This is a genomic window from Rhizobium sp. BK196, assembly GCF_014193255.1.
Taxonomy (GTDB): Bacteria; Pseudomonadota; Alphaproteobacteria; order Rhizobiales; family Rhizobiaceae; genus Rhizobium.
In genome coordinates, this window is the sequence record NZ_JACHZB010000006.1 from 143,681 (window position 1) to 167,301 (window position 23,621).

The following is a 23,621-nucleotide window of genomic DNA, read 5'->3' on the forward strand; positions in this document are numbered from 1 at the left end:
GAATTGTTCGCATCGATGGTCCTATCGCACCGGCTCTGTGGCCGAGATCAATCCTTCACGTGCCGATCGTTGCTGCCGGCAATCGAAGCCCTCTATGCGAATGATTGGAAGGGTTTCGCAACGCCTCCGACCGATTCGAAATCGAACATCTTCTGCGTTACCAACGCTGCGGCACCGCGTGCCCAAGAATTGTCCTCCCAATCGGGAAGAATGGGCGGCGGCGTCCTGAAGGTTCGGCGCGCCAATGCCTCCTGAAGAGGCGTCAGGAAATGTTCTCCGAGTGAAACAGCTTCTCCGCCCGCGACAATAACTTCCGGATCGGTCACATTGACGAGATTGGCGAGAGCCGTTCCGATACCGCGGCCTGCATCTTCGACGATCCGCACAGCCGTCGGGTCCTCTGCAGCAAGCGCCTGGCGCAGCTCGGGCGCTCCCAGATCTTCACCCCCGCCTGTCGCCTCGCGCCAGCGCCGCAACATCGATATCTCGGAATGGTAGGCCATCAGGCAGCCGCGCTTGCCGCATTCGCAGAGGCGGCCGTTCTCCTCGTAGAGCGTATGTCCGAACTTGCCGGCTGCGCCGTTGGCGCCGCGATAAAGCTTGCCTTCGATGACGAGGGCGCAGCTTATGCCGACGCCGACTGCCAGCACGGCCATGTTGCGATGCTGGCGGCCGAGGCCGAACAATTGCTGTGCGATGGCGTAGGCATTGGTGTCGTCCTCGAGCCAGACGGGAACATTCGCACGATCGGCGAGAAGGGATGCCAGCGGGACGTTGTCCCATTTGAAGCGATGGCTTCTGATGCACATCGTTTGCTCATGGTTGATAACGCCCGGCATCGATATGCCGATGCCTGTAAGCTTGGCATGCGTGCGCCCGGCAAGCCCGACGAGTGTGGGCACCGTTGCGGCCAGCAGATCTGCGACATCGTCCGGCGCCCGGCTGGGCATCGGAATCCTGATGGCGGCGAGGGGGCTCGTCGCGAGGTCCGTCGCGACGCATTCCACCGTGTCGGACATGAGCTTGAAACCGATCGCCAGCCCGTGCCCATAATTGATTTCTACCGGGATTGGCCGACGGCCGGTGAAGCTTGAAACCGCCTCACCCTCTGTGACGATACCCTCCTCCACGAGATCACCGACGACGAAGGTGACGGCGGCGGGACTGAGCTGGGTGATCGTTGCCAATTCGGCACGGCTCTTCGGTCCTTCCTGCCTCAGCAGGTTCAGGATCAGACGCCGGTTCATGGCCCTGGCAGTCGTCTGGTCACCTTTGAGCTTCACGATCGAGTTCCTTTATTTTGTAAATAAACTATTGCGACGCTTCCTGATCTATGCATAAGTTTGGCCCGTCGATCAACTCGGAATGAGGCGATCGGCACGTTGAATGCCCGGCGCCACCGTTGTGGAGGACGACCGTCGGGACGTGTTGATCTGCTCAACTGGGAGGAATTCAATGGCATTTTCCAAACATTTTTCATCCACCACGCGCCGCACCTTTCTGAAGGGCGCAGGCATGGCATCTGCGGCCGCGGTCGCAGGCGGTCTACCGATCCCGGCAATCGCACAGGCTCAGGAAATCAACGTAATTTCCTCGGAGAATAATGGCAAAGCGCTCGAAGCGCTGAAGAAGATCGCCGAGGACTTCGGCAAGCAGGCCGGTACGAAGGTCGTTATCAATAATATGGACCACGAGGCCCACAAGACGGCGATCCGCAACTATCTCACGGCAGGCGCACCGGATGTCTGCTTCTGGTTCTCGGGTAATCGCATGCGGGCCTTCGTCAAGCGAGGACTGTTCGATGATATCTCGGATCTGTTCGAGAAGGAAAAATACAAGGATGTTCTGGGCGCTAGCACCGGAGCGGTCACCGTTGACAACAAGCAATACGGCCTGCCCACCGGCGGCACTCTTTGGGGCATGTTCTACCGGAAGGACGTCTTCGATCAGAACGATCTGACCGCGCCGACGACGTCAGAAGAATTCTCGGCCTATTGCGACAAGGCCAAGGCGGCAGGACTGACGCCGGTTGCCATAGGCACGAAGGAGCTCCGGCCGGCCGCCGGCTGGTTTGATCAGATGAACCTTCGCATCAATGGGCTCGACAAGCATATGGCGTTGATGGACGGGCAGATGAGCTATCTCGACCCGGCCCTGACACCGGTCTTCGATCAGTGGGAAGCCATGATCAAGAAAGAAGTCTTCACGCAGAACCATACGTCGTTCGGATGGCAGGAGGCCGCAGCCCTACTCGCCCAGAAAAAAGCCGGAATGATGAACCTCGGTGCCTTCCTGCGCTCCGCCTTCACGGACGCGGATCTGCCGCAATTGACTTTCGCACCGTTCCCGACCCTCGATGCCAATGTTCCACGGTTCGAGGAGTTCTCGCTGAACTCGGTCCACATTCCGACGAACGGCAAGAACAAGCAAGGTGCGCGTGAATTCCTCGCTTACTTCTACAAGCCGGAAAATCTTGCCGCCTACCTGGAGCCGGGCGGCAATGTGCCGCCGCGCAGCGACCTGCCGCCGAGCAAGGATCCGCTGGTCAATGCGGCGGTCGAGTCCTTGAAACAGGTCAAGGGAACCTCGCAATATTACGACCGCGACAGCGACCCGGATATGGCGCAGGCGGGTCTGGTGGGTTTCCAGGAGTTCATGGCCAAGCCCGACCGTCGCCAAGCGATCCTGCAGCGCCTCGAAGGCACTCGCAAGCGCATCTACAAAATCTAGTTCTCCTCCCGGCGACCGGGGAGCGGAACCGTGGTTCCGCTCCTTCTATCTTCCATGAGGTTCTGGACAATGTTGATGTTATGGCGCCGCCAGCGTTGGTGGCTCACCCCGACTTTGCTTATCGCTCCGGCCATCATCCTGTTCTTCACGGTCATCCTGCTGTCGGCCGTCCGAAGCCTATGGATCAGTCTCCACGACTGGGACGGAATGGGGCCGATGACGTGGATCGGGTTCGGCAACTATCTCGAGCTCTACAACGATCCGCAGTTCTACACGTCGCTGAAGAACAATCTGATCTGGCTGGTGATGTTCATGGCCGCGCCGCCGCTCGGGCTGGCGATCGCCCTGCTCGTCAATCAGAAGATCCGCGGCATGCGCTTTTTAAAGTCGCTGTTCTTCATTCCGCTCGTGCTCGCCTCTGTGACCGTCGGCGTGGTCTTCACCTGGGTCTATACACCGGAGTTCGGACTTCTTGCGCTCGTCTTCAAGGCGTTTGGCGCGACTGCACCTGCCGTGCTGTCGGACGAACATTTCGTCACTTTCGCAATCGTCATCGCAACCCTCTGGCCGCAGATCACCTTCTGCATGGTCCTCTATCTCGCCGGTCTCAACAACCTGAGCGAGGAACTTATCGGCGCCGGGCGCGTGGATGGCGCGAAGGGATGGAACATGCTCTGGCACATCGTTCTACCGCAGCTGACGCAGGTCACGTTCATTGCGATTGCAGTGACCGTCGTCGGCGCTCTTCGATCTTTCGACATGGTATCGGTGATGACGCGCGGCGGGCCGTTCGGTTCCTCGTCGGTGCTCGCCTACCAGATGTTCGAGGAGTCCATCTTCTCTTATCGCTTCGGATATGGCGCGGCGATCGCATCGGTCCTGTTCGTGATCATGGCAATCTTCATCGTCTGGTACCTGTCGCGGATCATCCGCACCGAAGAAAGGGGCGGCTGATGTATCCTCGCCCAATTCCCGAGACAGCCGTCTGGCATCGCCGCTTCTATTTTCTGGCCGTGCTCGCCGTCCTTCTCCTGTGGCTCTGCCCGCTCTTTGCCATCATCCTGACCTCGTTTCGGTCGACCGCGGATGTAATGGGCGGCAACCTCTGGGGATGGCCGACCGAGTTCGGCCTCGTCGACAACTACACCGCCGTCTTCACTCAGACGCCGATGGCGCAGTACTTCCTGAACAGTCTGACGATCACGATACCCTCGGTGATCGGCGTCCTGGTCCTGAGCACGCTCTCCGGGTTCGTCCTGTCGCGATACCGGTTTCCGGGAAACATGCTGATCTTCGCACTCTTCGTCGGCGGCAACTTCCTTCCTCACCAGATTATGATGATCCCGGTGCGCGACCTGATGGTGCGGCTCGATCTCATCGATACAACAACGGCGCTGATCATTTTCCACGTCGCATTCCAGACCGGCTTTGCGACGCTCTTCATGCGCAACTTCATTGCCGCTCTGCCCGACGAACTGTTTCAGGCGGCAAGGGCGGAGGGAGCCTCGCCATTCCAGACACTCATTCATGTCGCGGTCCCCCTTGTCCGGCCGGCACTGGCGGCACTTGCCATCCTCCTCTTCACCTTCATCTGGAACGACTACTTCTGGGCAGTCGTCCTGACGGTGAGCGATTCCGTCAAACCCGTGACCGCTGGACTTGCCAACCTGAGAGGCGAATGGGTCTCGGCCTGGAACCTCATCTCGGCCGGAACGATCGTCGTCGCCGTCCCGCCGGTGGTGATGTTCTTCCTGATGCAGCGGCACTTCATCGCTGGCCTGACAATGGGAGCGGTCAAAGGATGAACGCCCTCAGGTATCCCGAAATCAGATCTTCATAAGCAGAGAGCCAGGAAGCATGACCAGCCTCGAACTGCGACAGATAAACAAGAACTACGGCGCCTATCACGCCCTCAGAGGGATCGATCTTTCGGTGGAAGAGGGCGAGTTCATCGTCATGGTCGGTCCGTCCGGCTGCGGCAAGTCGACACTGCTTAAGACGATCGCCGGTCTTGAAGGCATCACCTCGGGTCAGATCCTCATCAAGGGACGCGATGTCAGCCGTGAGGAGCCCGGCGACCGCGGCATCGCGATGGTCTTCCAGTCCTATGCCCTCTATCCGCACATGACCGTTGCCGAAAACATGGGCTTCGGCCTTCGCATGGCGAAAAGACCGAAGGCGGAGATCGATGCGGCGGTTACACGCGCGGCCAGAATTCTGCGGATTACCGATCAGCTCGAGAAACGGCCGAAGCAACTGTCGGGCGGCCAGCGCCAGCGTGTGGCGATCGGCCGCGCGATCACGCGCTCGCCGGATGTCTTCCTGTTCGACGAACCGTTGTCGAACCTGGATGCGGCACTGCGCACGCAAATGCGGGTCGAACTGTCCAGCCTGCATTCCGAACTCGGTGCGACCATGGTTTACGTGACCCACGACCAGGTCGAAGCCATGACCATGGCGAGCCGCATCGTGGTCTTGAATCAGGGCGTTATCGAACAGGTCGGATCGCCGCTCGAACTCTATCGCAATCCCGACAACCTGTTCGTGGCGGGATTCCTCGGCGCTCCGAGAATGAATTTCCTGTCCGTCACGGTCGATGAGGTCTCGGGTCACCAGGTCAGGGTTTCCGCGCCGGGACTGGCGCCGACGACGGTCGAAGTCTTAGATCCCGCGACGCTCCGGAAGGGTACGAACCTTACGCTCGGCGTGCGGCCGGAGAACATCTCCGTGGTTGCGGATGAAGCAGAGAGCGGCGCAGTGCACGGTGTCGTCCGCCTGGTCGAGCATCTTGGCCGTGAAACGATCCTCTATGTCGACGACGGCGATCTCAGGACCGTCGCATCGGAAAGCGGAACCGGAAACATAACGATCCAGCTCAGCTACGTCGCTCCATTCAAGGCCGACCAGCCCGTGACGCTCAAGCTCGACACCGCCGAACTCTATCTCTTCGCGCCTGACGGGGGCCGCACGATCAGCACCCACAAGGCAATCATCGACAAATAGGTATCAGGATAGACGCCCGTGTCTGAAAACAAGTCAGCAAAAATCTCTGCCTGGAATCCGGTCAAGACCGACCGCTTTCTCGTTGGCGCTCCGCATTATCCCGAACATGTCGACGAAAGCTATTGGGAGCGCGATGCCGAGCGTATGGCCAAAGCCGGCCTCAATGTCGTCAGGATGGCGGAATTTGCCTGGCACATTCTCGAACCTGAGCTCGGCCGTTTCGATTTCGACCTGTTCGACAGGGCGATCGCCGTCCTCGGTAAGCACGGTATCGACACGATCATGTGCACGCCGACGGCCACTCCGCCGCGCTGGCTGACCGTCGCGCATCCCGAGATCCTGCGGGTGGATGGCAAGGGCCGGCCGATGAGCCACGGGTCACGCCAGCACTGCGACACCGCAAGTCCGCTGTTTCGCGAGCATAGCCGGCGCATCACGAAGGCGATGGCAGAGCACTATCGTGACAATTCGCGCGTCGTCGGCTGGCAGACCGACAACGAACTCAACACCAGCATGCCGGAGAGTTTTTCAAAGGCGACGCTTAGCGAGTTTCAGGTCTTTCTCGCCGAGAAATACGGTGCAATCGACAAGCTCAACCATGCCTGGGGAGGGGATTTCTGGGCAACCGCTTATCAGAGCTTCGACCAGGTGGTGCTGCCGATCGATTTCGGGCCGACCTTCCCGAGTCCCGGCCATGTGCAGGACTATCATCGTTTCCTGGCCTTCTCGACGGCGCGCTTCCAGCACGACCAGGTCGAGATCCTGCGTGCCGTCAATCCATCATGGTTCGTCTTCCACAATCTGGGCGGGCTGCGCGATATCGACTTTCGCGGACAGTTCACGACCGACCTCGATTTCGTCGGTTACGACATCTATCCGATGCTCTACGACGAGTTCCAGCGCATCGGCAATCACGCCAAGGTGCAGGCGCTCCATCTCGACATCTGCAGGGGCTTTTCCGGCAACTATATCGTGCCCGAACAGCAATCGAGTTTCGGCAGCCAGCCGGGCTTCTGCACCTTGACGCCGGAGCCCGGAGAGATGCGTCGCATGGCGATGTCCTCCGTTGCGCGCGGCGCCGACGGGCTGATGTTCTTCCGTTGGCGGCCCGCCCATTTCGGCGCCGAAATCTACTGGATGGGGATCATCGATCATGACGACGTCCCGCGCCATCGCTATGACGAAGCGAAGCGCTTCGCCACCGAGATGACGGCGCTGCAGGATAAGATTCTTGGCACTTATGTGCGCATGGACGTCGGTATTGCCGGATCGGATTTCGACAATCAGGAGGCTCACAAGACCTATCCGATCGGCCTGCCGAGCCCTCAAGACGATGCCGTCCTGCTGCATCAGTATTGCTACGATCGAGGCATTGCCTGCGGGTTCATTCATCCTGAAGACGATCTCTCGAAGCTGAAACTCCTCTACGTGCCGCACTGGGTCATGTGGAAAGACGAATGGACGGAGCGACTGAAGTCGTTCGCCGAAGAGGGCGGCACGGTGGTGTTCGGCGCGCGGACGGGGACGCGCGACGAGAACAATCACGTCATCAGGGAGACCGCGCCGGGAACGGCGCTTTCGAAGCTGACGGGGGTCAGGGTGGAGGATTTCGGTCGGCTTGCGGCACCTGGCGCCAAAGGCCTCTTCGAGGTCATGGAGCGATCAGGGGGACTGGTGGTGCCGCCGAACAGGCCGGCTGAATCCCACCGGCGCGAACGCCGCTTTAAGATCGGTAATCGTGAGCTGACGGCTGGGCACTTCTACGAGAACCTGAGCGTCGACGATGACGTCGAGGTGATCGCCACCTGGTCCAACCGCTACGCCGAGGGAAGGCCGATGGCGACATCCAGAAAGGTCGGCAAGGGCCGCGTCGTCTATCTCGGCACCTATCTGACGCCGGATCTGACAGAGGCCTTGTCGGAACGTCTGTTCGGCGATGCCCGGATCGAACCGCTCATCGCCGACTTGCCCGAGGGTGTCGAGGTGACGATGCGCATGAACGAGGATCGTCGCCTTCTCTTCATCCAGAACTACTTGGACAAGCCAGCCAGGATCTCTCATGTTCTGGCCGGCATCAATCTCTTGGATGCGGGCAAAGAGGTGGACGGCGCGCTTGCGCTCGAAGGTTATGGCTGCGCCGTGGTGCAACTCTCCTGAAACATGTTGCGGCCGGAAACGCCGACGCTCCGGCAGGTTAGAAATGAGATGATCGAATAAGCATGGAACTCGCTGGGGCATCCTTAGCCCTGGCGGGATCATTTGCGACTTTTTGTGCCCGTGTTACTCAATCAAGAACGGGTCGGGTGGAGGCAATCGCCGCCCTCGACCTGGATCCGCGTGTGATTGCTACACCCAGTTCTCAGTCCTGACTCCGGGCATGCGAACGAACTCACGCATGTTGTTGGTGACGACGATCAGCCCTTCGGCACGGGCATGACCACCAATTTGCATGTCATGGGGGCCGCAAGGAGTGCCGGCCCGCTCCAGATCTGCCCGGACCTGTCCATAGTGCAAGGCCGCCTTTTCTCCGAACGGGAGGACTTCCAAGCGCGCCGTGAAATGTTCAATAGCTGTCAAATTTTCAATGCGACGAGCGGATTTCTCCGCGCCGTAGTACAGTTCAGCGAGCGTGATTGAGGATATGCAAAGCTGCTCGGCAAGCAGGTTGAATTTCTCCCGGAGCTCCAGCGGATAGTTCTTCATTACATAGATGCAGATATTGGTGTCGAGCATGTAAGCGAGCATCAGAACGGCTCGCGCTCTTCGGTCTTTGGCTGCTCGCGCTCGTTCATGAAATCCTCGCTCACACGTGGGCCTGTGAGGAATAGATCGTCCCAACGCTTGCCTTGGGGCACTATTACGCGGCTGCGGCCGATTTTGATAATATCGACCTGATGCACATCTTCCGGAAAGGCGACAGCCTTCGGAAGCCGGACGGCCTGGCTGCGATTGCTTGTAAACACTGTAGATCTCGTCATGTCAGCCTCCTGTATATCCGATTGGGATATACGTAATACGCGAGTTTAATAGTTGCAAGTCGATGCCGAGTTCAGAACGCCGCACAGCGGTGGTATTCCGGCCGTTCGACTGTGAGCCAGGTTGACAGAATCGCACTTCTCAATGAGAACGTAAAGCGAACAAATGGGAAGGTGAGCATTTATGATACGTTTCGCGCCGAAGATCCAGCAGAACGCTGCCGCAGCAATCAAAAAGCCGAGCGGCAACACGCGACCCGGCATCGGGCTATCGGACACTTCAGTCGCTGCCGCCGAGAATGAGGCCGGCAAGATGGAGGGGCTGGCTGCCACGGCGGTATCGGGATCTGTCGGGCCTGCCGCTAAACTCCTAGAGTTGTCAGGGGAGTTACCTTCGAAAGGCAGAAAAACAGGTTCCAGAAAGCGCAAGGAGGTCGCGCGCCCGGAGCAACTCGATGTCGGCAACCGCGGCCACGAAGGTGTTGGCGATTTGCTGCTCGACCTTTGACATAGGCTTCGAGTACTGGTGCCAATGCTTTTCTTGCGCTTATGATTTCTTTTTGGATTCTAAGGGGTCATGTCACTTTCGCCGGATGACCCGAGATCAATTCCAACTTGAAAAGCAGCTCATCGGTAGTCTGGCACCGACGGATAAGCCCATCAACATCGTGCAGCCGATCCATCGGTCACCGTCGCAGCTGGTCGATGTTTTCGGGCCGAATTTGCCCGGCAAGCAGGGCCGATGGAAACCTGGCTTGCCGCCGTCATTTATCGCCAATCACGTCGTCGAAGCAGACGAAGTCGGGTGGGTCACCGCTGTCCTGTCACTTGTAACTAGTTCAGCACTGGTTCGCCCGCGGTGATGCGTTGTCCGCCCTCGTCGAACAGGTGAACGGCATCATGGAGCGGAGCGATCCTGAGCACATCGCCGGGGGCTGCTCTGATCCGTTCCCGGAAGACGCAGCTGATCGTCTGGGTGCCAAGACGGGCAATCACCAATGTCTCGGATCCCGTCGGCTCGACAACGACTGTTGTCACCTCGATTCCATCTCGATCGAGCATCATGTGCTCAGGGCGAATGCCATAAGTAACCGCGCCGGATGGGCGTCGTTCGCTCGGTAGAATAAGGCCGTCTGTGGTCCGGAAACCCTCATTCGTCATGCTTCCCTCGATGAAATTCATGGCGGGAGAGCCGATGAAGCCGGCGACGAAGAGGTTATTTGGCCGGTCGTAGAGTTCGAGCGGCGAGCCCGACTGTTCGATCACGCCGTCCTTCATCACGACAATCTTGTCTGCCATTGTCATTGCCTCGATTTGGTCGTGCGTGACATAGATTGTCGTCGTTTTCAGCCGCTGATGCAGCTCCTTGATCTCGGAGCGCATCTGGACGCGCAGTTTGGCATCGAGGTTCGACAGCGGCTCGTCGAAGAGGAAGACGGCAGGATCCCGGACGATGGCGCGGCCCATCGCAACACGCTGCCGCTGGCCGCCCGACAATTGCTTCGGATAGCGCTGCAGAAGCGCCTCGAGGCCGAGGATCTTGGCGGCATTGCCGACGCGCTGATCGATCTCCGTCTTCGGCATGCGCTTCAGCCGCAACGAGAAGCCCATGTTTTTGGCGACCGTCATATGCGGATAAAGCGCATAGTTCTGGAACACCATCGCGATATCGCGGTCTTTTGGCGCCAGTTCGTTGACAATATGCTTGCCGATCTGAATCTCGCCCGAGCTGATGTCTTCCAGACCAGCGATCATTCTGAGCAGGGTGGATTTGCCGCAACCTGAGGGGCCGACAAGGACCACGAACTCCCCGTCGCGGATATCGACCGACACACCTTTGATGGCTTTGAATGCGCCATAATCCTTGCGCGCATTGTTCACTCTAACATGAGCCATTTCCGTCCTCCCCGGTCGCTGTCAAAGCGTGTTCAAGACATTTCTGAGATAGGCGAGGCCAAGACGTTCACCCTCCTTTCGGGCATCGAGATCCTTGCCCGGCCATCCGTAGGCGGCGTCCTCGTGCTCGATCGAAAGTGTGCCGTCGAAGCCATTGGTCCGCGCCTGGCGCAGGAAACGCTGCCAGTCGAGAAGGCCCTGGCCCGGCAGTTTGTACTGCCACCAGCCCTTGCCGTGATAGCCGACGGACTGCTGCATGGCGGCATCAATCGCGGTATCCTTGGCGTGGAGAATGGCGATGCGATCCTTGACCGCGTCCATCGCGGCATAGGGGTCGACGCCGATGCGGATGAGGTGCGATGGGTCGAATTCGAGACCGAAGCGCCGGTCGGGTATCCGCTTGAAGAGCTCCTGCCATCCCTTCGGCGTGGTTCCGATGAAGTTGTCCTTCGGGCCTGGCCAGTTTTCGATCGCAAAGACGAGACCGCTTGAGGTCGTCCTTTCGATCAGCCGGTTGGCGAATTCGGCAAAATCCTCATAGTTGGCTTCGTCGTCGCAATTGTCGTCGCGTCCGGGAAAGATCACGAAGATCGGAACGCCCGCTTCGCCGATCGCTTCGGCAAATTCCTCCGTGCGGGCACGAAGATCATTGCGCTTGCTGCGATCAGCGTCGAGCTGATTGCCGAAATAGGTGATCGAGGAGACGAAGAGGTTACGCTCCCGGGCAAGTGCTACGGCAGCCCCCACTCTGTCCGGGGTCTTGATATGGCCGCCGACATCGATTTCGATCGCATCGAAACCGGCCGACGCCGCAAAATCCGCCACTTCCTCGAGCGGCCGGTCGTTGAATGTCGACGTATAAAAACCAATCCTCATCAAGATCCTCCCGGCGGTCTTGCCGGCTGATTCAATTGTTCAGGCGGTCCATGAATTTGAGGGGCGAACGAGTGCGTTGAACGGCGTTGGCTGAAGCGAGCATCAAGGCTGCGGCCATCGGCATCGCTGCCGCACCGAGCGCCGAGGCATCCTCACCGATCGAGGCGCGATGCAGCGTGGGCAGAGTAGCGTCTCCGGCCGTCAAATGTTCGTGAACGTAGCGGAGCAACTCGTCGATCATGCGGATCGGCAGGCGCCCACCGATGATGATGGCGTCAGGATCGACGATCATGCCGATATGCTTGACCGCTATAGCCAAATGCGCGCTCATTTCCTTCAGCCACTTTGAAACGAGTGCCCTGCCGTGCGCGTCGAGTGAAAGAAGGTCCTGGGGCACGCTTGCGCGAATGCCATGTTCCGCCAGAAATTTATAAAGGAAGAACAGCGTTACCACCTCGCCGAGAAGATCGACCTTCTGTGCTGTCTTGTCCCGGTGGTTGGCAATCGGCAGCCAGCCGATTTCGCCGCTAAGTGCCATGGCGCCGCGATGGCCATTGCCATCGAGCACGAGGCCCCCGCCCAGGCAGGCATTGATCGCGATATAGAAAAAGCTGCGGCTTTCCGCCCCGAGGCCGTAGTCAAGCTCGGCAAGCGCTGCGGCATTGGTCTCATTTTCGATGAAGACCGGATGCTGCGTCAGGTTTTCGAGCGCAGTACGTACGTCGAATGCCGTCCATTCGGAATAGTCGTCCGGCATGCCGAGAAAAGGGATTTCTCCAAGCCAATCCGGCATCGCAAGGCCGATCCCGGCCAGATGCGCGTCGTCGACCAGGCGGCTTCGGTGGAAGTGCGATATGGCATCGGCCGCCAGCTGCATGAACTCGGCCGGACGCACATAGCGTTTCTCGTGGTGTACGCGTGCGCGCACGTTGCCGACGGCATCGACGGCCAGGATCGTAAGGTGGTCGCGATCCATGTCGATGCCGATCGCGAAAAACGCGTCGGGATTTATTTCGAGCTCGATTGCCGGCTGCCCCCTCAGCCCGTGCCGCCGGCGAGCCTCTATGATCAGGCCCTCATCGAGCAGGCGGTCGACGATCCGGGCGATTGCCGGCTTGGTGAAGCCGGTCTGCCTGGCGATCTCGGCGCGTGAAATTGGCGCCTGCCTATGGATGCAGCGTATCACCACGGCTCTGTTGTGCTCGCCCGCATCCTCGACGTTGGCCCCCGTCAGGTCGGGAGAAAATCTGGCGCCGGTCGCCTGGTTCATGCTCGGAATCTCCTATCAGCCACAGACACGCAACCCGGCTCTATCCCTTCACAGCGCCACTGGTCATGGCGCCGAGGATCAGCCTCTGGAGCGACAGGAAGGCCACGATCGCCGGAACGACGGAAATCAGGCAGGCGGCCGCAAGCAGCTGGATGGACGAGTCGGTCTGCATGCCACGGAAGTTAAAGATTCCGACACCGATCGGCATCAGGTCATTTTTAGTGAGCAGCAGGAAAGGCACTAGGAATTGCGACCAGCCGGCAATCACCGTGATGATGAAGACGGAGGCAATGCCCGGCGCCGACAAGGGCAGGATGATGCGCCAGAAGACCGAGAAGCGGTTGCAGCCGTCGATCATCGCGGCTTCGTCGAGGCTACGCGGAATGCCGTCCACGGTGCCTTTCAATAGCCAGGTCGCAAGGGGAACGCCGAGCGCGATATAGACCATGACGACGGCAAAATGGGTGTCGAGCAGGCCGAGACGGTTCATGTAGCGATAGAGCGGCACCATGATTACGAGCGGCGAGATCATCTGGAAAAGCAGGAGCCCCATCATCGACAGGCCCTTGCCGCGGAACTGGAAGCGAGAGAATGCGTAAGCGGCAGGCAAGGCAACGATCAGCACGCCGAATCCGCTCAAGGCCGCAAGCTTCAGGCCGTTCCAGAGATAAATTGGAAAATAGCTGTTGTTGAGAACGGTGATGAAATTCTGGATTGTGGGATTGTCGGGGATATAACGCGCCGCGCCGCGATAGACCTCACGCTTGTCACGCAGCGCCATCGACAGGAGATAGGTGAGGGGGCCGGCAAAGAAGACGAACATCACCAGCATGAAGAGATAACTCATGGCATCGCCGAGCGGTGTTCCTGTGCGTCTGCTCATTGCTCTTCCTCCTTCGGCAGGAACGACGCGTAGACGAAGGCCAGGCCGAGGCTGATGATCAGCATCAGCACCGAAAGCACGCTGCCGCCGGAAAGATCGTAGTTTCGGAAGACGATGTTGAAGACGTAGAGCGAGATCACTTCGGTCGCGCGTCCCGGTCCGCCGCCTGTCAGCGTGATGATCGCATCGAAGGTGTTGACCGTCTGGATGGTGATCAGGATCATGTTGACGAGAATTGCGGCGCGCAGCTGCGGCAGCGTCACGAAGAAGAACTGCTGCGAGGCGCTGGCGCCGTCGACCTCGGCGGCTTCGTAGAGCGAGGGATCGATCGATTTCAGCGCCGCATACATCACGACCATCGAAAAGGCCGTGCCGCGCCAGATGTTTGAGATCAGTGTCGACCAGGGCGCCATCGCCGGATCCGAAAGCCAGGCCACTGTCGGCATGTGCATCAGCCTCAAAATGCTGTTCAGTGCGCCATAAGGCGCTTCGGAAAACAGCATCTGCCAGATGATACCGCCGGCAATGCCCGGCACGACCCAGGCGACCAGCGCCGTCGTTCTGAGAATCGTGGTGCCGAACAGGCCGCGCTTTTCGCCGCGGATGACGGTGACAGCGACCGCGAGACCGAGAATCTGCTGGCCGATGACACTGCCACCGACGAAGATCAGCGTCGCCCAGAGAATGTCGGGCAGCTGCGGCGAGCTGAGCGCATTGGCGATCGAACCCAGCGTATAGTCCTGATTTTCGCCGATCAGCGTCGCATTGGTGAAGGAAAGCCGGAAAACGTCGATGACGGGATAAAGGTAGAATATGCCGATGACGACGATCACGGGCATGATCCAGGGCAGGGGGGCACCGGCGAACCGGCGCATGAACGTTCTGCTTTGAGGCGGGCTGTCAGCCTCGATGGCAATAGGGCTCATTGGCTTCTCTGTCCGGGTTTGACACTGTCGACGGCGCCTCAAAAGGCAGGCGCCGTCGTAATCTGAAGCGTCAGAAATGCGCGGGATCAGAGGCGCTTGTAGGCCTCCATCGCCGCGCTGAATGCGGCATCCAGAGCTTCTTCCGGCTTCTTCGTTCCCGAGAGCACGTCGCCCATCATGATCTGGATCTGGTTCGAGATCTCGGGATAGATCGGTACGCCGGGACGCGCCTGGCCGTTAACCAGCGCATTGGCGAACGTCTTGTTGGCTTCCGTCGAGAAGACCTCATACTTGTCGAAGAGCGATTTCCGCGTTGGCAGCTGCTGCTGCAGCGCATTGGCCGGCCCCATATAGACCTCGCGGGCAAGATTGGCGCACATTTCCACCTTGTCCTTGTCCTTGCTGAAGGATGCGACCGTCCATCCGCCGGTGCCTGTGGAACGTTGATCGGCGGTCGGGCCGGGGATTGGCGAGAAGGTCCAGTTCTTGAATTCCTCTTCGTCAAGCGTCGCCTTCAGCTGCGCATATTGCCAGTTGCCGCCGATGAAAAGCGCCGTCGTCGCCGCTGCCGCCGCCGCGTTCATGTCGTCATAATTGGCGATGGTGGTGACGCGCTTAGGGGCCGCACCGGAATCGACGAGATCCTTGAAGTAGTTCAGCGCCTTTAGGAATTTCTCCTTGTTCTCGCCTTCGCCGAAGACCGGCTTGCCAGAGTCGTCGACGAGCTTGCCGCCGAGCGCCCAATAGTTTGCCAGCCAGTCAAAGGTGGTGCCTTCCCAGCGCCCGCCGTTAAAGAGGACGCCTTCCATGCCTTCCTTGGTGGAGGCAAGTGCGGCCTTCTTCAGGTCGTCCCAGGTCTGCGGCGCATCGGCGACGATGGACTTGTTGCGGTAGAGGACGCGAAGGTCCGTATCCCACCACCAGGCGCGGATTGTCTGATCCTTGTCGGTGATGCCGCTGCGGATGAAGGGGAAGAGATCCTCGACTTCTTCCTTGGAGAAATAGGGCGTGAAATCCGCCAGCACCTTATTGACCATGAACTGCGAGAGTACGAAGGAGTCGACGGCAGCGCAATCCGGCGCGTTGCCGGCCTTGGCCTGCTCCAGCATCTTGGCCTGTTCCGTCCCGATGTCGGAGGACATGAACTGCATCTGCAATTTCCAGTCGGGATGCTTCTTGATGAAGTCGACAAAGAGTTTCTGGTAACCCTCCGCGATATTGGGGTCGGAATTGTTCGGGCTGTCGTTGGTGAGCCGGACGATAAGGGTTTTTGGCGCATCTGCAGCGCCGATCCTGTCTTTTGTCGCAAGCTCCTGGGCAAATGCGGCAGGCACTGAAAATAACATTGTGCTCAGCGCTAACGCGCTGACGAACGCTCTCTTCATGATGGGTCTCCTCCCCATTTTAAACGGATACAGCCTGGTGGTCGGTTGACCTCTCCTCATTTCCATGCTGCATTAATTAGATTAAGTTACTTTGATTTGATGTCAAGCCGCAGCATTGGGAGGATTGAGATGCCGGCGACATTCAACACAAGTTAGCGGACCGCAGCCGCACTTCCAGATCATGAAAAACCGACCACTCCGCCACCAGCGATGGCGTTGAGAGGTTTTGCCTCGGCTATGTGAGGATAGCCGAACCTGACATCTATGGAGGATCAGATGCGCTTACTCATTCTCGGCACGGGTGGCATGGCCAACCAGCATGCGGCGAATTTCAAGGCGATTGAAGGCGTCAGCGTCGTGGGCGGCGTCGATGTCGTGCCGGAGCGGCTGGCGGCCTTTTGCTCGGAGCACGGTATTCCAAACCATTTCAGTTCGCTGGAAGAAGCTATCGCCTGGGGCGAGTTCGATGCCGTTGCCAATGTCACGCCCGACCGCGTTCATCACCCAACGACGCTTCAGGCAATTGCGGCAGGTAAGCATGTCTTTTGCGAAAAGCCGCTGGCGACAGACGCCATAAAGGCGATGGAAATGACCGAGGCCGTCGAGAAGGCCGGGAAGGTCGGTATGGTCAACTTCACTTACCGCAATTCGCCTGCGCTGCAGAAGGGTCGGCAGATGGTGCTTGCCGGCGAGATCGGCGAGGTACGGCACGTCGAGGCATCGCACCTGCAGAGCTGGCTCGTCGGTCGGCATTGGGGTGACTGGAAAACCGAAAGCAAATGGCTGTGGCGGCTTAGTAAAAAGCATGGATCGAATGGCGCGCTCGGCGATATCGGCATCCACATCGTGGATTTCGCGTCCTACGGTTCAGGGCTTGATGTCGCCCACGTTTTCGCGCGGCTGAAAACCTTCAACAAGGCACCAGGCCACAAGATCGGCGAATATGATCTCGATGCGAATGACAGTTTCACGATGAATGTCGACTTCACGACGGGTGCGATCGGCACCATTCAGGCGACGCGAACCGCCGCCGGCCAGATGGATCAGCTGCGTCTGAGAGTCTATGGCGAGACCGGTTCGATCGAAATGATCTACGATACTGGAAAGTCGACACTTCGCGCCTGCCTTGGTGAAGACGTTCATACCGCCACATGGCGCGATATTCCCTTCGACGCGGTCGAGACCAACTACCAGCGCTTCGTCCAGGCGGTGAGGGCAGGCAAGACGCAGGAACCATCGTTCCGCAGGGCGGCGAATATCCAGAAGGTGCTCGACAAGGCGCTTGCTTCCGATATCAGCCATAAAGACCAGGCGCTTGGCTGAGCTGACGCGGGCCGTTTAGGCAGATACCGGCGGCAGCAGGGTGTTGAGGAAGGGCAGCAACGCCGCCCCCAGCGCCACGCCGCCGCCGCTGAAGCTTGCCGGCTTCATCGGCGAAATCCACGGCGTCAGGAAGGGACGCTTGGATGTGTCGCGCCGTTCGACGGAGAGCTGGTGGATCAGCGCCTCGATCACGCTTCGCGGCAGGTCGCCGCCGATCATGATGACACCAGGCGCGATAAAGCCGGCCATAGCTATAATGGGGTCGAGCAGGTGGCTTGCGGCATCGCGGATCCACTGCGTCAATTGAGGGGAAGAGGACTCATCGCCAGAGATGAGGCGCTCGAACTCATCATCGCCGACCAGAGCGCGCAGCGCGCCGAAACCGACCACCGTGTTAAGCCGTACATTGTCGGGGCCTGTCAGCATCTCACCGATGCTGCCTGCGCGTCCGTGGACGCCTGAATAAGGGATGCCGCGAACGAGGAAGCCGGCTTGTACATCTTCATCGATGATGATCATCGCCAGTCCGCCTTCGGGGGCAGGCGCGCCGATAGTACGCTCGGCAAGGAGGCTTGCGGTGCACTCGTTTTCCACGTGACTGACGGGAAGCGCGGATGCAGCCTCAAGCTCATCGCTTTCCTGCGCGGTCCAGTCGTTTGAGCCGATCCCCAGGCCGATGATCGGCATGCCCGCGTGCTTCCTTGTCATCGTCTGGACCACTGAAAGGACCGAGGGCGCTCTCGCTGCCGGAATGAGGGGAAAGTACTGGCGATCATGGACCTGGCCGCTGAGGTCGATGAGCACGGCTTCGCCCCTGCTATGGCGGACCTTGACGCCGATCGAAAATGCGCCGTCGGGGCGTAATGCGAATTCGGTGGCGGTTGCACCGCTGCCCGCTCCGTTGCGCCGGTGCGATGTCACCAGGCCCCCGTCACTAAGGCGGCGCAGGATATTGGTAATGCCCGGCCCCGTAAGCCCGGAATGCTGTCCGAGTTCCATGCGGGTCAGCGGGCCGTGCCGGCGAATCGCCTCCAGGATGACGCGGATATTTCTGTCGGCGATTTCTCCCGACCTCAGACCGATTGTTTTACCCCGCGTAACGGCCGTTTCCTCTGTCTGACGTCGCCGCGGCCCGGATCGAAGATACCGCATGACCGTGTTCCCTAAGCACCTGAATGCCTGTGTATCACAGGTAACGAGAAAACAGACCACAAGCCTTTGATTCCCGTCGACATTAAACAAAGCCTTTCCAACATAAATGACGGTTTTTCCGGCTCCACGCGCGACGCTGGCGCAAATCCTCATATCCTGCCGTGAGAACTGCGCAGAACTGGCTCGACGAACAAACACATTCATCACGCGTTCCTGCCACGTCGCAGCATTGCATTTGGAGACGTTCATGGATTGGCGAGGCACGTGGGTCAACCAGTACGGATCGGTCGTTCGGATCGAAGACGACGCGGTCGGTAGGATATCCGGGACATTCGAGACGGCCTTGGAGGACAGCGGCTTTTACGGCGAGATAGTTCCGATCGTCGGCGTAGCGAGCGGAAACTGCATTTCGTTTGCGAGCGTCTGCAAGGGGAAAGCCGGCGACATGGCCGTGGCCTACACGGGGCTTCTGCGGGAAGGGCGCCTTGAAACGGCCTGGCACTATGTCGCCGACGACGGGCCGTGGTGGAAGGCGGTCATCACGAATACTGACACGTTCGAGCGTCGCAATTGAACCGAGGAGGAACGGTCATGCCGGTGATAAACGAAAGCTTCGAGGAGTTCATGAAACGTCGCGAAAGCGTTTCGCTCGACTACATTAATGGCAGCAGCGAAACCTTGATTGACATTTCGACGTCGCACGATCCCGCCACGTTCTTTCCGCCTTCCGGGGAGCGCATTGTGGGCGCACAGGCTGTCAACGAAGCGAACAGAAAAGGTGCCGCCTCCTTCAAGGACGGAAGCACCGGCGAGTTCGAAGTCCTCCAATCTGCTGAAAGCGGCGACATCGGTTTCTGGACGGGACTTCAACATGCCAAGGCGATGCTGGAGGGGAAGAGCGAGGCTGTTCCGATGTCCCTTCGCGTGACTGAGGTATTCCGGCGGGAGGATGGCGAGTGGAAGCTCGTCCATCGGCATGCCGACTTGGCGAAATCCGGCTAAGGCTGGATGGCGAGGCGTGGTCGGAAGGCTCCTCTCCCGACGGCGATCGCTCCGGCTGGTCAACAGATCGGCAGCACTAGCTCGAATGGGTAAAAAAGCATCGGCCGGATCGTCAAAAGGCAATGTCCAGCCGAAGTTCCGGGCCGCGCGACCCAGTCTGGCTGTTTCTCCCACCGTGCGCGATGTTCGGTGGGGACAAAGTGCTTCGGAGGCCTCGGCGAGATAGATAGCTTCTCTTAGTCCATCATGCGCATCAGCGCGTCTGTGGCCTTGCGGCGATCAGCTCGTGCGGTTCCTCAAGCTTGCTAATCGCCGATCTGACTAGTCGAGCGGCAGGATCAATGCGTCCCGAGCGGGGATCTCGATGCTATCTGCATCATAGACGTATTCCACCGGCCAGGCAGGCTTTCCGCCTGACAGCTTCCCATCGGCAAGGGTGACGGTCGTCGTCTGCGCCTTGCGCGTCGGATTGACCAGCCATAGGAAGTTGCCGTTTTCGCCTTTGTGGACACGGGCGTAGACCGCATCGTTGGAAAGCGCCACATGGCGCGTCCTGCCGCTCCATTTCACCAGTTCGGCGAAGAACGCGGCATTGGCCTTGCCATCGGTACGGAAGAAGGCAACGGAGGGGTTGGTGCCGATCAGCAGGGTGCGGCCCTTGCCGAAGCGATTTTCGACGACAGCCAGACGTCCGCCATCGAACGCGCCGCGGCCGGTGCCGTCGGTCAGGCGGTAGGATTGCAGGAGACCGCCGCCATCGACGGTCATACCGTCGAACTTGAAATGGATGCGATCCCCGATGTCGGGCATGAATTCCACTTCTTCCTCACGGGCGCCGAAGACCTCGTCAAGCCCCATATTCGGCTGCACCTGGCCGACATGGCCGCGGTCGCCGAAATAGCCGGGGCAGGCTTCGGCAATCAGCGTGCCGCCCTTTTCCACCCAGGCCTTCAGGCGGGCTGCCTGCTCGGCGGTGAACATAATCGGGTAGGGGAAATAGAGGAAATCGTAGGTGTCGATATCGTCGATATGCACCCAGTCCGGCTGCAGGCCCTGGGCGAGGAAGGCGCGGTAAGCACCCCACATGGCTTCCGGATAGGGCTTTTCCTTGCGGTCGTAATTCAGCAGGTAGTCCCATTCCTGCGTTTCGGGGACGACGAGGATGCCGACTTCACCGCGCACAGGCTTCGCATCCCACAGTTTCTTCTGAGCCGGGTCATTCGCCCATTTTGCCATGGCGCTCTGCATGTCGGACCGCGCCGTGCGGCTGCCGTCCATGCCATAGGCGCCGAAGGCACCGAAGAGTGGGCCGTCGAGCAGCGGTCGCCAGCGCAGGTTCAGGACGCCCCGAGCGCCGCCGGCAAAGGAGGTCATGCTCCAGATGCGGATATCCTCGGGCTCGGCGACACGGCCGTCTTCCTTGTCGCGGCCGATTACCTGCGGCTGCAGCCAGAGCGGGCCGCCTTGGCGCTCGGCATGCCAGAAGGGCTTGCCGCGGGCGGCGGCGCGGTTGATGTCGACGCCATACCAAGTCTTCCAAGGCTCGGTGCCCTTGCGGGCCTGGATCCAGGTGAAACCGTAAATTTCCACCTTGGAGGCGGCGAGCCAGTCGTCGCAGCCATTGGCGGCCATGTTGGGGATCGCGCCGGAAATGCCATGCGCGGCGATGACGTTCTTCTGATCGACGGCGCGGATGGTGTCGATGCGCCACTGCATCTGGTCGTAGAAATTGTCGCGCTTGAACTGTAGCCAGTCGATGCATTCCGCATAGGGGGCCATGTGGACCGGCGGCTCGACGTCCTCCCATTCGGCGTAGCTGTAGCGGTGCCAGGCCTTGGCGAGCACTTTCAGGCTGCCATATTTCTTTTCCAGCCATTTGCGGAAGGCGGCCTTGGCATAGCTGCTGTAATCGACATCGGCGGAATAGTTGACCTCGTTCCAGACGTCATAGCCGTAGATCGCAGGATGGTCCTTATAGCGCGTGGCGAGTGCCGTCAGGAACTTTCCTGCGGCTTCCTTCACTTCCGGGCAGTTCAGCGTCAGCGCGCCGGCGCCGCCACCATTGTTGGAAAAGCCGCCGGTCGCTGCCGAAACGCCCATGTAAGAGCCGAGCTTGGTGCCGTCGGCATTGACCTGCAGCGCATCGGCATATTTGCGCACCGCCCAGTCGGGCACCGCATGAATGAGCTCGGCGATAACCGTCTTGATGCCGTTCTTGGCGGCGAGATCGAGCTGGCGGTCATATTCTTCCCAGTCGTAGACGCCGGGGGCGACCTCGATTGCGCCCCACATGAACCAGTGGCGGAAGATGTTGAGACCATCTTCGCCCGCCGTCGTATAGTCGCGTTCCCAATCGTCGCGCGGCGGGTTTGATTTGCGGAAATAGACGGCGCCGAAAGGGAATTGGATATCGTTTCTGAGCATTGTCCTGTCCTTCTCTATCGATGTCCGGACATGGCTTCGCCCTCCGGAGACGTGACTCCGGCAGGAGGCAATCGAAGATGTCGTCCGGGTGTTCTAGGTGATCCTGATCTAGCGTGGCCCTCCGGCGAGGAGCTCGAGCGTACGGATGAGGGCGGAATGGTCGCGTTCACCGTCGCCATTGGCAACAGCGGCATTCATGAGCTGTTGGGTGGCGGCCGTGTTCGGCAGCGACAGATCGAGCGCGCGGGCGGCATCGACGGCCAGCGTCATGTCCTTGCGGTGCAGGCGGATACGGAAACCGGGGTCGAAGGTTTCCTTGACCATGCGTTCGCCATGGACTTCCAGAATGCGCGAGGCGGCGAAGCCACCCATCAGGGCTGCGCGCACCTTGGCCGGGTCGGCGCCGGCGCGTTTGGCAAAGAGAAGGGCTTCTGAGACGGCCTCGATGGTGAGGCCGACGATGATCTGGTTGGCAACTTTGGCCGTTTGGCCGTCGCCGACGCCACCGACGAGCGTGATGTTCTTGCCCATCTTCTCGAATAGGGGGCGGGCGCGTTCGAAGGCCTCATCCTTGCCGCCGATCATGATCGTTAGCGAGGCGGCCTTTGCGCCGACCTCACCACCGGAGACGGGCGCATCGAGATAATCGCCGCCGAGCGCTTCGATGCGTTTGGCAAAGCCCTTGGTGGCGACGGGCGAGATCGAGCTCATGTCGATGACCAACTTGCCGGCGGAAAGACCGGAAGCCACGCCATCTTCGCCGAAGAGAACGGCTTCGACGTCGGGCGTATCCGGCAGCATCAGGATGATGATGTCGGAGGCTTCAGCGACAGCCTTTGCGCTGTGGGCAGCCTTGCCGCCCTTGGTGACGAGGTGCTGCGAGGCTTCCCTCACGCGGCTCAGATGCAGCGTATGGCCGGCATCGATCAGGTGTTCCGCCATCGGGCGGCCCATGACGCCCAGTCCGATAAAACCGATATTCATATGACGCTCACTTCCGATAGGGTTTCATCCAACCGAGGCCTTCGCTGGTGCCGGCCTTGGGCTTGTATTCGCAGCCGACCCAGCCGTCGTAGCCGAGGCGGTCGAGTTCGGAGAGGATGAAACCGTAATTGATCTCGCCCGTACCGGGCTCGTTACGGCCGGGATTGTCGGCGATCTGCACATGGGCAATCCGATCCTGCAGCCTTGTGAAGGTCGGGATCAGGTCGCCCTGCATGATCTGCATGTGGTAGAAATCGTACTGGATGTAGAGATTGTCGGAGCCGACCTTTTCGAGGATGCGCTCGGCGTGGTCGGTGTTCGACAGGAAGAAGCCGGGAATATCGCGCAGATTGATCGGCTCGATCAGCAGCTTCACGCCGGCGTCGGCCGCGCGCTCGGCGGCATATTTCAGGTTTTCGACCAGCACCTTTTCCAGCGTTGCGAGATCGGCACCATCAGGCACGAGACCGGAGATGACGTTGACCTGCGGACAGGCGAGCGCCTTGGCATAGTCAAGCGCCAGCGAAATGCCGCTACGGAATTCCTCGATGCGATCCGGCAGGCAGGCGATGCCGCGTTCGCCGCCGGCCCAATCACCGGAGGGTACGTTGAAGAGAGCCTGTTTCAGGTTGTTTGCGTTCAGAGCTTCGGCGACCTTCTCCTTCGGTTCGGCATAGGGGCCGAGATATTCGAGAGCGCCGAAGCCGTCCTTTGCGGCGGCGGCAAAACGATCGAGGAAGGCAAGATCCTGATAGAGGAAAGAAAGATTGGCGGAAAATTTCGGCACTGGAA

General features: G+C 59.7%; 22 protein-coding genes. 9 read left to right on the plus strand and 13 right to left on the minus strand.

Features of this window, described 5'->3' with window-relative positions; all coding sequences use genetic code 11:
- Window positions 1-92: 92 nt before the first annotated feature.
- Window positions 93-1,283 (minus strand): ROK family transcriptional regulator, encoded by a 1,191-nt coding sequence (locus FHT78_RS20170; protein ID WP_183747979.1) that lies wholly within the window; start codon window positions 1,281-1,283, stop codon window positions 93-95.
- 172 nt (window positions 1,284-1,455) lie between these two features.
- On the opposite strand from FHT78_RS20170, the gene FHT78_RS20175 reads away from it, so the two are divergent.
- The 5 genes from FHT78_RS20175 to FHT78_RS20195 all read left to right on the plus strand — a co-directional run bounded on the left by FHT78_RS20175 (window position 1,456) and on the right by FHT78_RS20195 (window position 7,890).
- Complete coding sequence (locus tag FHT78_RS20175) at window positions 1,456-2,730, plus strand: ABC transporter substrate-binding protein (RefSeq protein WP_183747981.1); 1,275 nt, start codon at window positions 1,456-1,458, stop codon at window positions 2,728-2,730.
- A gap of 69 nt (window positions 2,731-2,799) precedes the next feature.
- Window positions 2,800-3,684: a sugar ABC transporter permease gene (locus FHT78_RS20180; RefSeq protein WP_183747984.1), complete on the plus strand. Its 885-nt coding sequence runs from the start codon at window positions 2,800-2,802 to the stop codon at window positions 3,682-3,684.
- On the plus strand, window positions 3,684-4,535 hold the full coding sequence (locus FHT78_RS20185; RefSeq protein WP_183747987.1) for a carbohydrate ABC transporter permease: 852 nt from the start codon (window positions 3,684-3,686) through the stop codon (window positions 4,533-4,535). Before FHT78_RS20180 ends, FHT78_RS20185 begins: the two co-directional genes overlap by 1 nt.
- 52 nt (window positions 4,536-4,587) lie before the next feature.
- Window positions 4,588-5,733, plus strand: a complete 1,146-nt coding sequence (ugpC, locus tag FHT78_RS20190) for a sn-glycerol-3-phosphate ABC transporter ATP-binding protein UgpC (protein WP_183747990.1) — start codon at window positions 4,588-4,590, stop codon at window positions 5,731-5,733.
- A gap of 18 nt (window positions 5,734-5,751) precedes the next feature.
- On the plus strand, window positions 5,752-7,890 hold the full coding sequence (locus FHT78_RS20195) for a beta-galactosidase (RefSeq protein ID WP_183747993.1): 2,139 nt from the start codon (window positions 5,752-5,754) through the stop codon (window positions 7,888-7,890).
- Between the two features lie 189 nt (window positions 7,891-8,079).
- Here FHT78_RS20195 and vapC read toward each other — a convergent pair whose 3' ends face one another.
- The gene (vapC, locus tag FHT78_RS20200) at window positions 8,080-8,478 is read right to left on the minus strand and encodes a tRNA(fMet)-specific endonuclease VapC (protein ID WP_183747996.1); all 399 of its coding nucleotides are present in this window, start codon (window positions 8,476-8,478) and stop codon (window positions 8,080-8,082) included.
- Complete coding sequence (gene vapB, locus FHT78_RS20205; protein ID WP_183747999.1) at window positions 8,478-8,711, minus strand: type II toxin-antitoxin system VapB family antitoxin; 234 nt, start codon at window positions 8,709-8,711, stop codon at window positions 8,478-8,480. The genes vapC and vapB overlap by 1 nt, the downstream gene beginning before the upstream one ends.
- A gap of 181 nt (window positions 8,712-8,892) precedes the next feature.
- On the opposite strand from vapB, the gene FHT78_RS20210 reads away from it, so the two are divergent.
- Window positions 8,893-9,216 carry a hypothetical protein gene (locus FHT78_RS20210; protein WP_183748002.1) on the plus strand — a complete coding sequence of 108 codons (324 nt, stop codon included), beginning with the start codon at window positions 8,893-8,895 and terminating at the stop codon, window positions 9,214-9,216.
- A 326-nt stretch (window positions 9,217-9,542) separates the two neighbouring features.
- Here the strand turns inward: FHT78_RS20210 and ugpC (FHT78_RS20215) are convergent, their stop codons facing one another.
- The 6 genes from ugpC (FHT78_RS20215) to FHT78_RS20240 all read right to left on the minus strand — a co-directional run bounded on the left by ugpC (FHT78_RS20215) (window position 9,543) and on the right by FHT78_RS20240 (window position 15,944).
- On the minus strand, window positions 9,543-10,604 hold the full coding sequence (gene ugpC, locus FHT78_RS20215) for a sn-glycerol-3-phosphate ABC transporter ATP-binding protein UgpC (protein ID WP_183748005.1): 1,062 nt from the start codon (window positions 10,602-10,604) through the stop codon (window positions 9,543-9,545).
- A gap of 21 nt (window positions 10,605-10,625) precedes the next feature.
- On the minus strand, window positions 10,626-11,480 hold the full coding sequence (locus FHT78_RS20220) for a sugar phosphate isomerase/epimerase (RefSeq protein ID WP_183748008.1): 855 nt from the start codon (window positions 11,478-11,480) through the stop codon (window positions 10,626-10,628).
- 31 nt (window positions 11,481-11,511) lie between these two features.
- Entirely contained in the window at window positions 11,512-12,750 is a 1,239-nt protein-coding gene (locus FHT78_RS20225; protein ID WP_183748011.1) for an ROK family transcriptional regulator, read from the minus strand.
- A 40-nt stretch (window positions 12,751-12,790) separates the two neighbouring features.
- Entirely contained in the window at window positions 12,791-13,633 is an 843-nt protein-coding gene (locus FHT78_RS20230; RefSeq protein ID WP_183748014.1) for a carbohydrate ABC transporter permease, read from the minus strand.
- Window positions 13,630-14,559 carry a sugar ABC transporter permease gene (locus FHT78_RS20235; RefSeq protein WP_183748017.1) on the minus strand — a complete coding sequence of 310 codons (930 nt, stop codon included), beginning with the start codon at window positions 14,557-14,559 and terminating at the stop codon, window positions 13,630-13,632. Before FHT78_RS20235 ends, FHT78_RS20230 begins: the two co-directional genes overlap by 4 nt.
- Window positions 14,560-14,645: 86 nt before the next feature.
- On the minus strand, window positions 14,646-15,944 hold the full coding sequence (locus tag FHT78_RS20240; protein WP_183748020.1) for an ABC transporter substrate-binding protein: 1,299 nt from the start codon (window positions 15,942-15,944) through the stop codon (window positions 14,646-14,648).
- A gap of 276 nt (window positions 15,945-16,220) precedes the next feature.
- On the opposite strand from FHT78_RS20240, the gene FHT78_RS20245 reads away from it, so the two are divergent.
- Window positions 16,221-17,267 (plus strand): Gfo/Idh/MocA family oxidoreductase, encoded by a 1,047-nt coding sequence (locus FHT78_RS20245; RefSeq protein WP_183748021.1) that lies wholly within the window; start codon window positions 16,221-16,223, stop codon window positions 17,265-17,267.
- A gap of 15 nt (window positions 17,268-17,282) precedes the next feature.
- Here FHT78_RS20245 and FHT78_RS20250 read toward each other — a convergent pair whose 3' ends face one another.
- Window positions 17,283-18,419 carry an ROK family transcriptional regulator gene (locus FHT78_RS20250; RefSeq protein ID WP_183748022.1) on the minus strand — a complete coding sequence of 379 codons (1,137 nt, stop codon included), beginning with the start codon at window positions 18,417-18,419 and terminating at the stop codon, window positions 17,283-17,285.
- Window positions 18,420-18,666: 247 nt separating this feature from the next.
- Here FHT78_RS20250 and FHT78_RS20255 point away from each other — a divergent pair, with 247 nt between their 5' ends.
- Together FHT78_RS20255 and FHT78_RS20260 are read left to right on the plus strand one after the other, a co-directional pair.
- Window positions 18,667-18,993, plus strand: coding sequence for an avidin/streptavidin family protein (locus tag FHT78_RS20255; protein WP_183748023.1), 327 nt, complete (start codon window positions 18,667-18,669; stop codon window positions 18,991-18,993).
- A 17-nt stretch (window positions 18,994-19,010) separates the two neighbouring features.
- Complete coding sequence (locus FHT78_RS20260) at window positions 19,011-19,421, plus strand: nuclear transport factor 2 family protein (protein WP_183748024.1); 411 nt, start codon at window positions 19,011-19,013, stop codon at window positions 19,419-19,421.
- A gap of 321 nt (window positions 19,422-19,742) precedes the next feature.
- Here FHT78_RS20260 and FHT78_RS20265 read toward each other — a convergent pair whose 3' ends face one another.
- The 3 genes from FHT78_RS20265 to otnI all read right to left on the minus strand — a co-directional run bounded on the left by FHT78_RS20265 (window position 19,743) and on the right by otnI (window position 23,616).
- Window positions 19,743-21,845, minus strand: a complete 2,103-nt coding sequence (locus tag FHT78_RS20265; RefSeq protein ID WP_183748025.1) for a beta-galactosidase — start codon at window positions 21,843-21,845, stop codon at window positions 19,743-19,745.
- Between the two features lie 108 nt (window positions 21,846-21,953).
- A complete protein-coding gene (locus tag FHT78_RS20270) occupies window positions 21,954-22,829 on the minus strand; it encodes a 2-hydroxy-3-oxopropionate reductase (RefSeq protein WP_183748027.1) in 876 nt (291 codons plus the stop codon).
- A 7-nt stretch (window positions 22,830-22,836) separates the two neighbouring features.
- Entirely contained in the window at window positions 22,837-23,616 is a 780-nt protein-coding gene (gene otnI / locus FHT78_RS20275) for a 2-oxo-tetronate isomerase (protein WP_183748028.1), read from the minus strand.
- Window positions 23,617-23,621 lie beyond the last annotated feature (5 nt).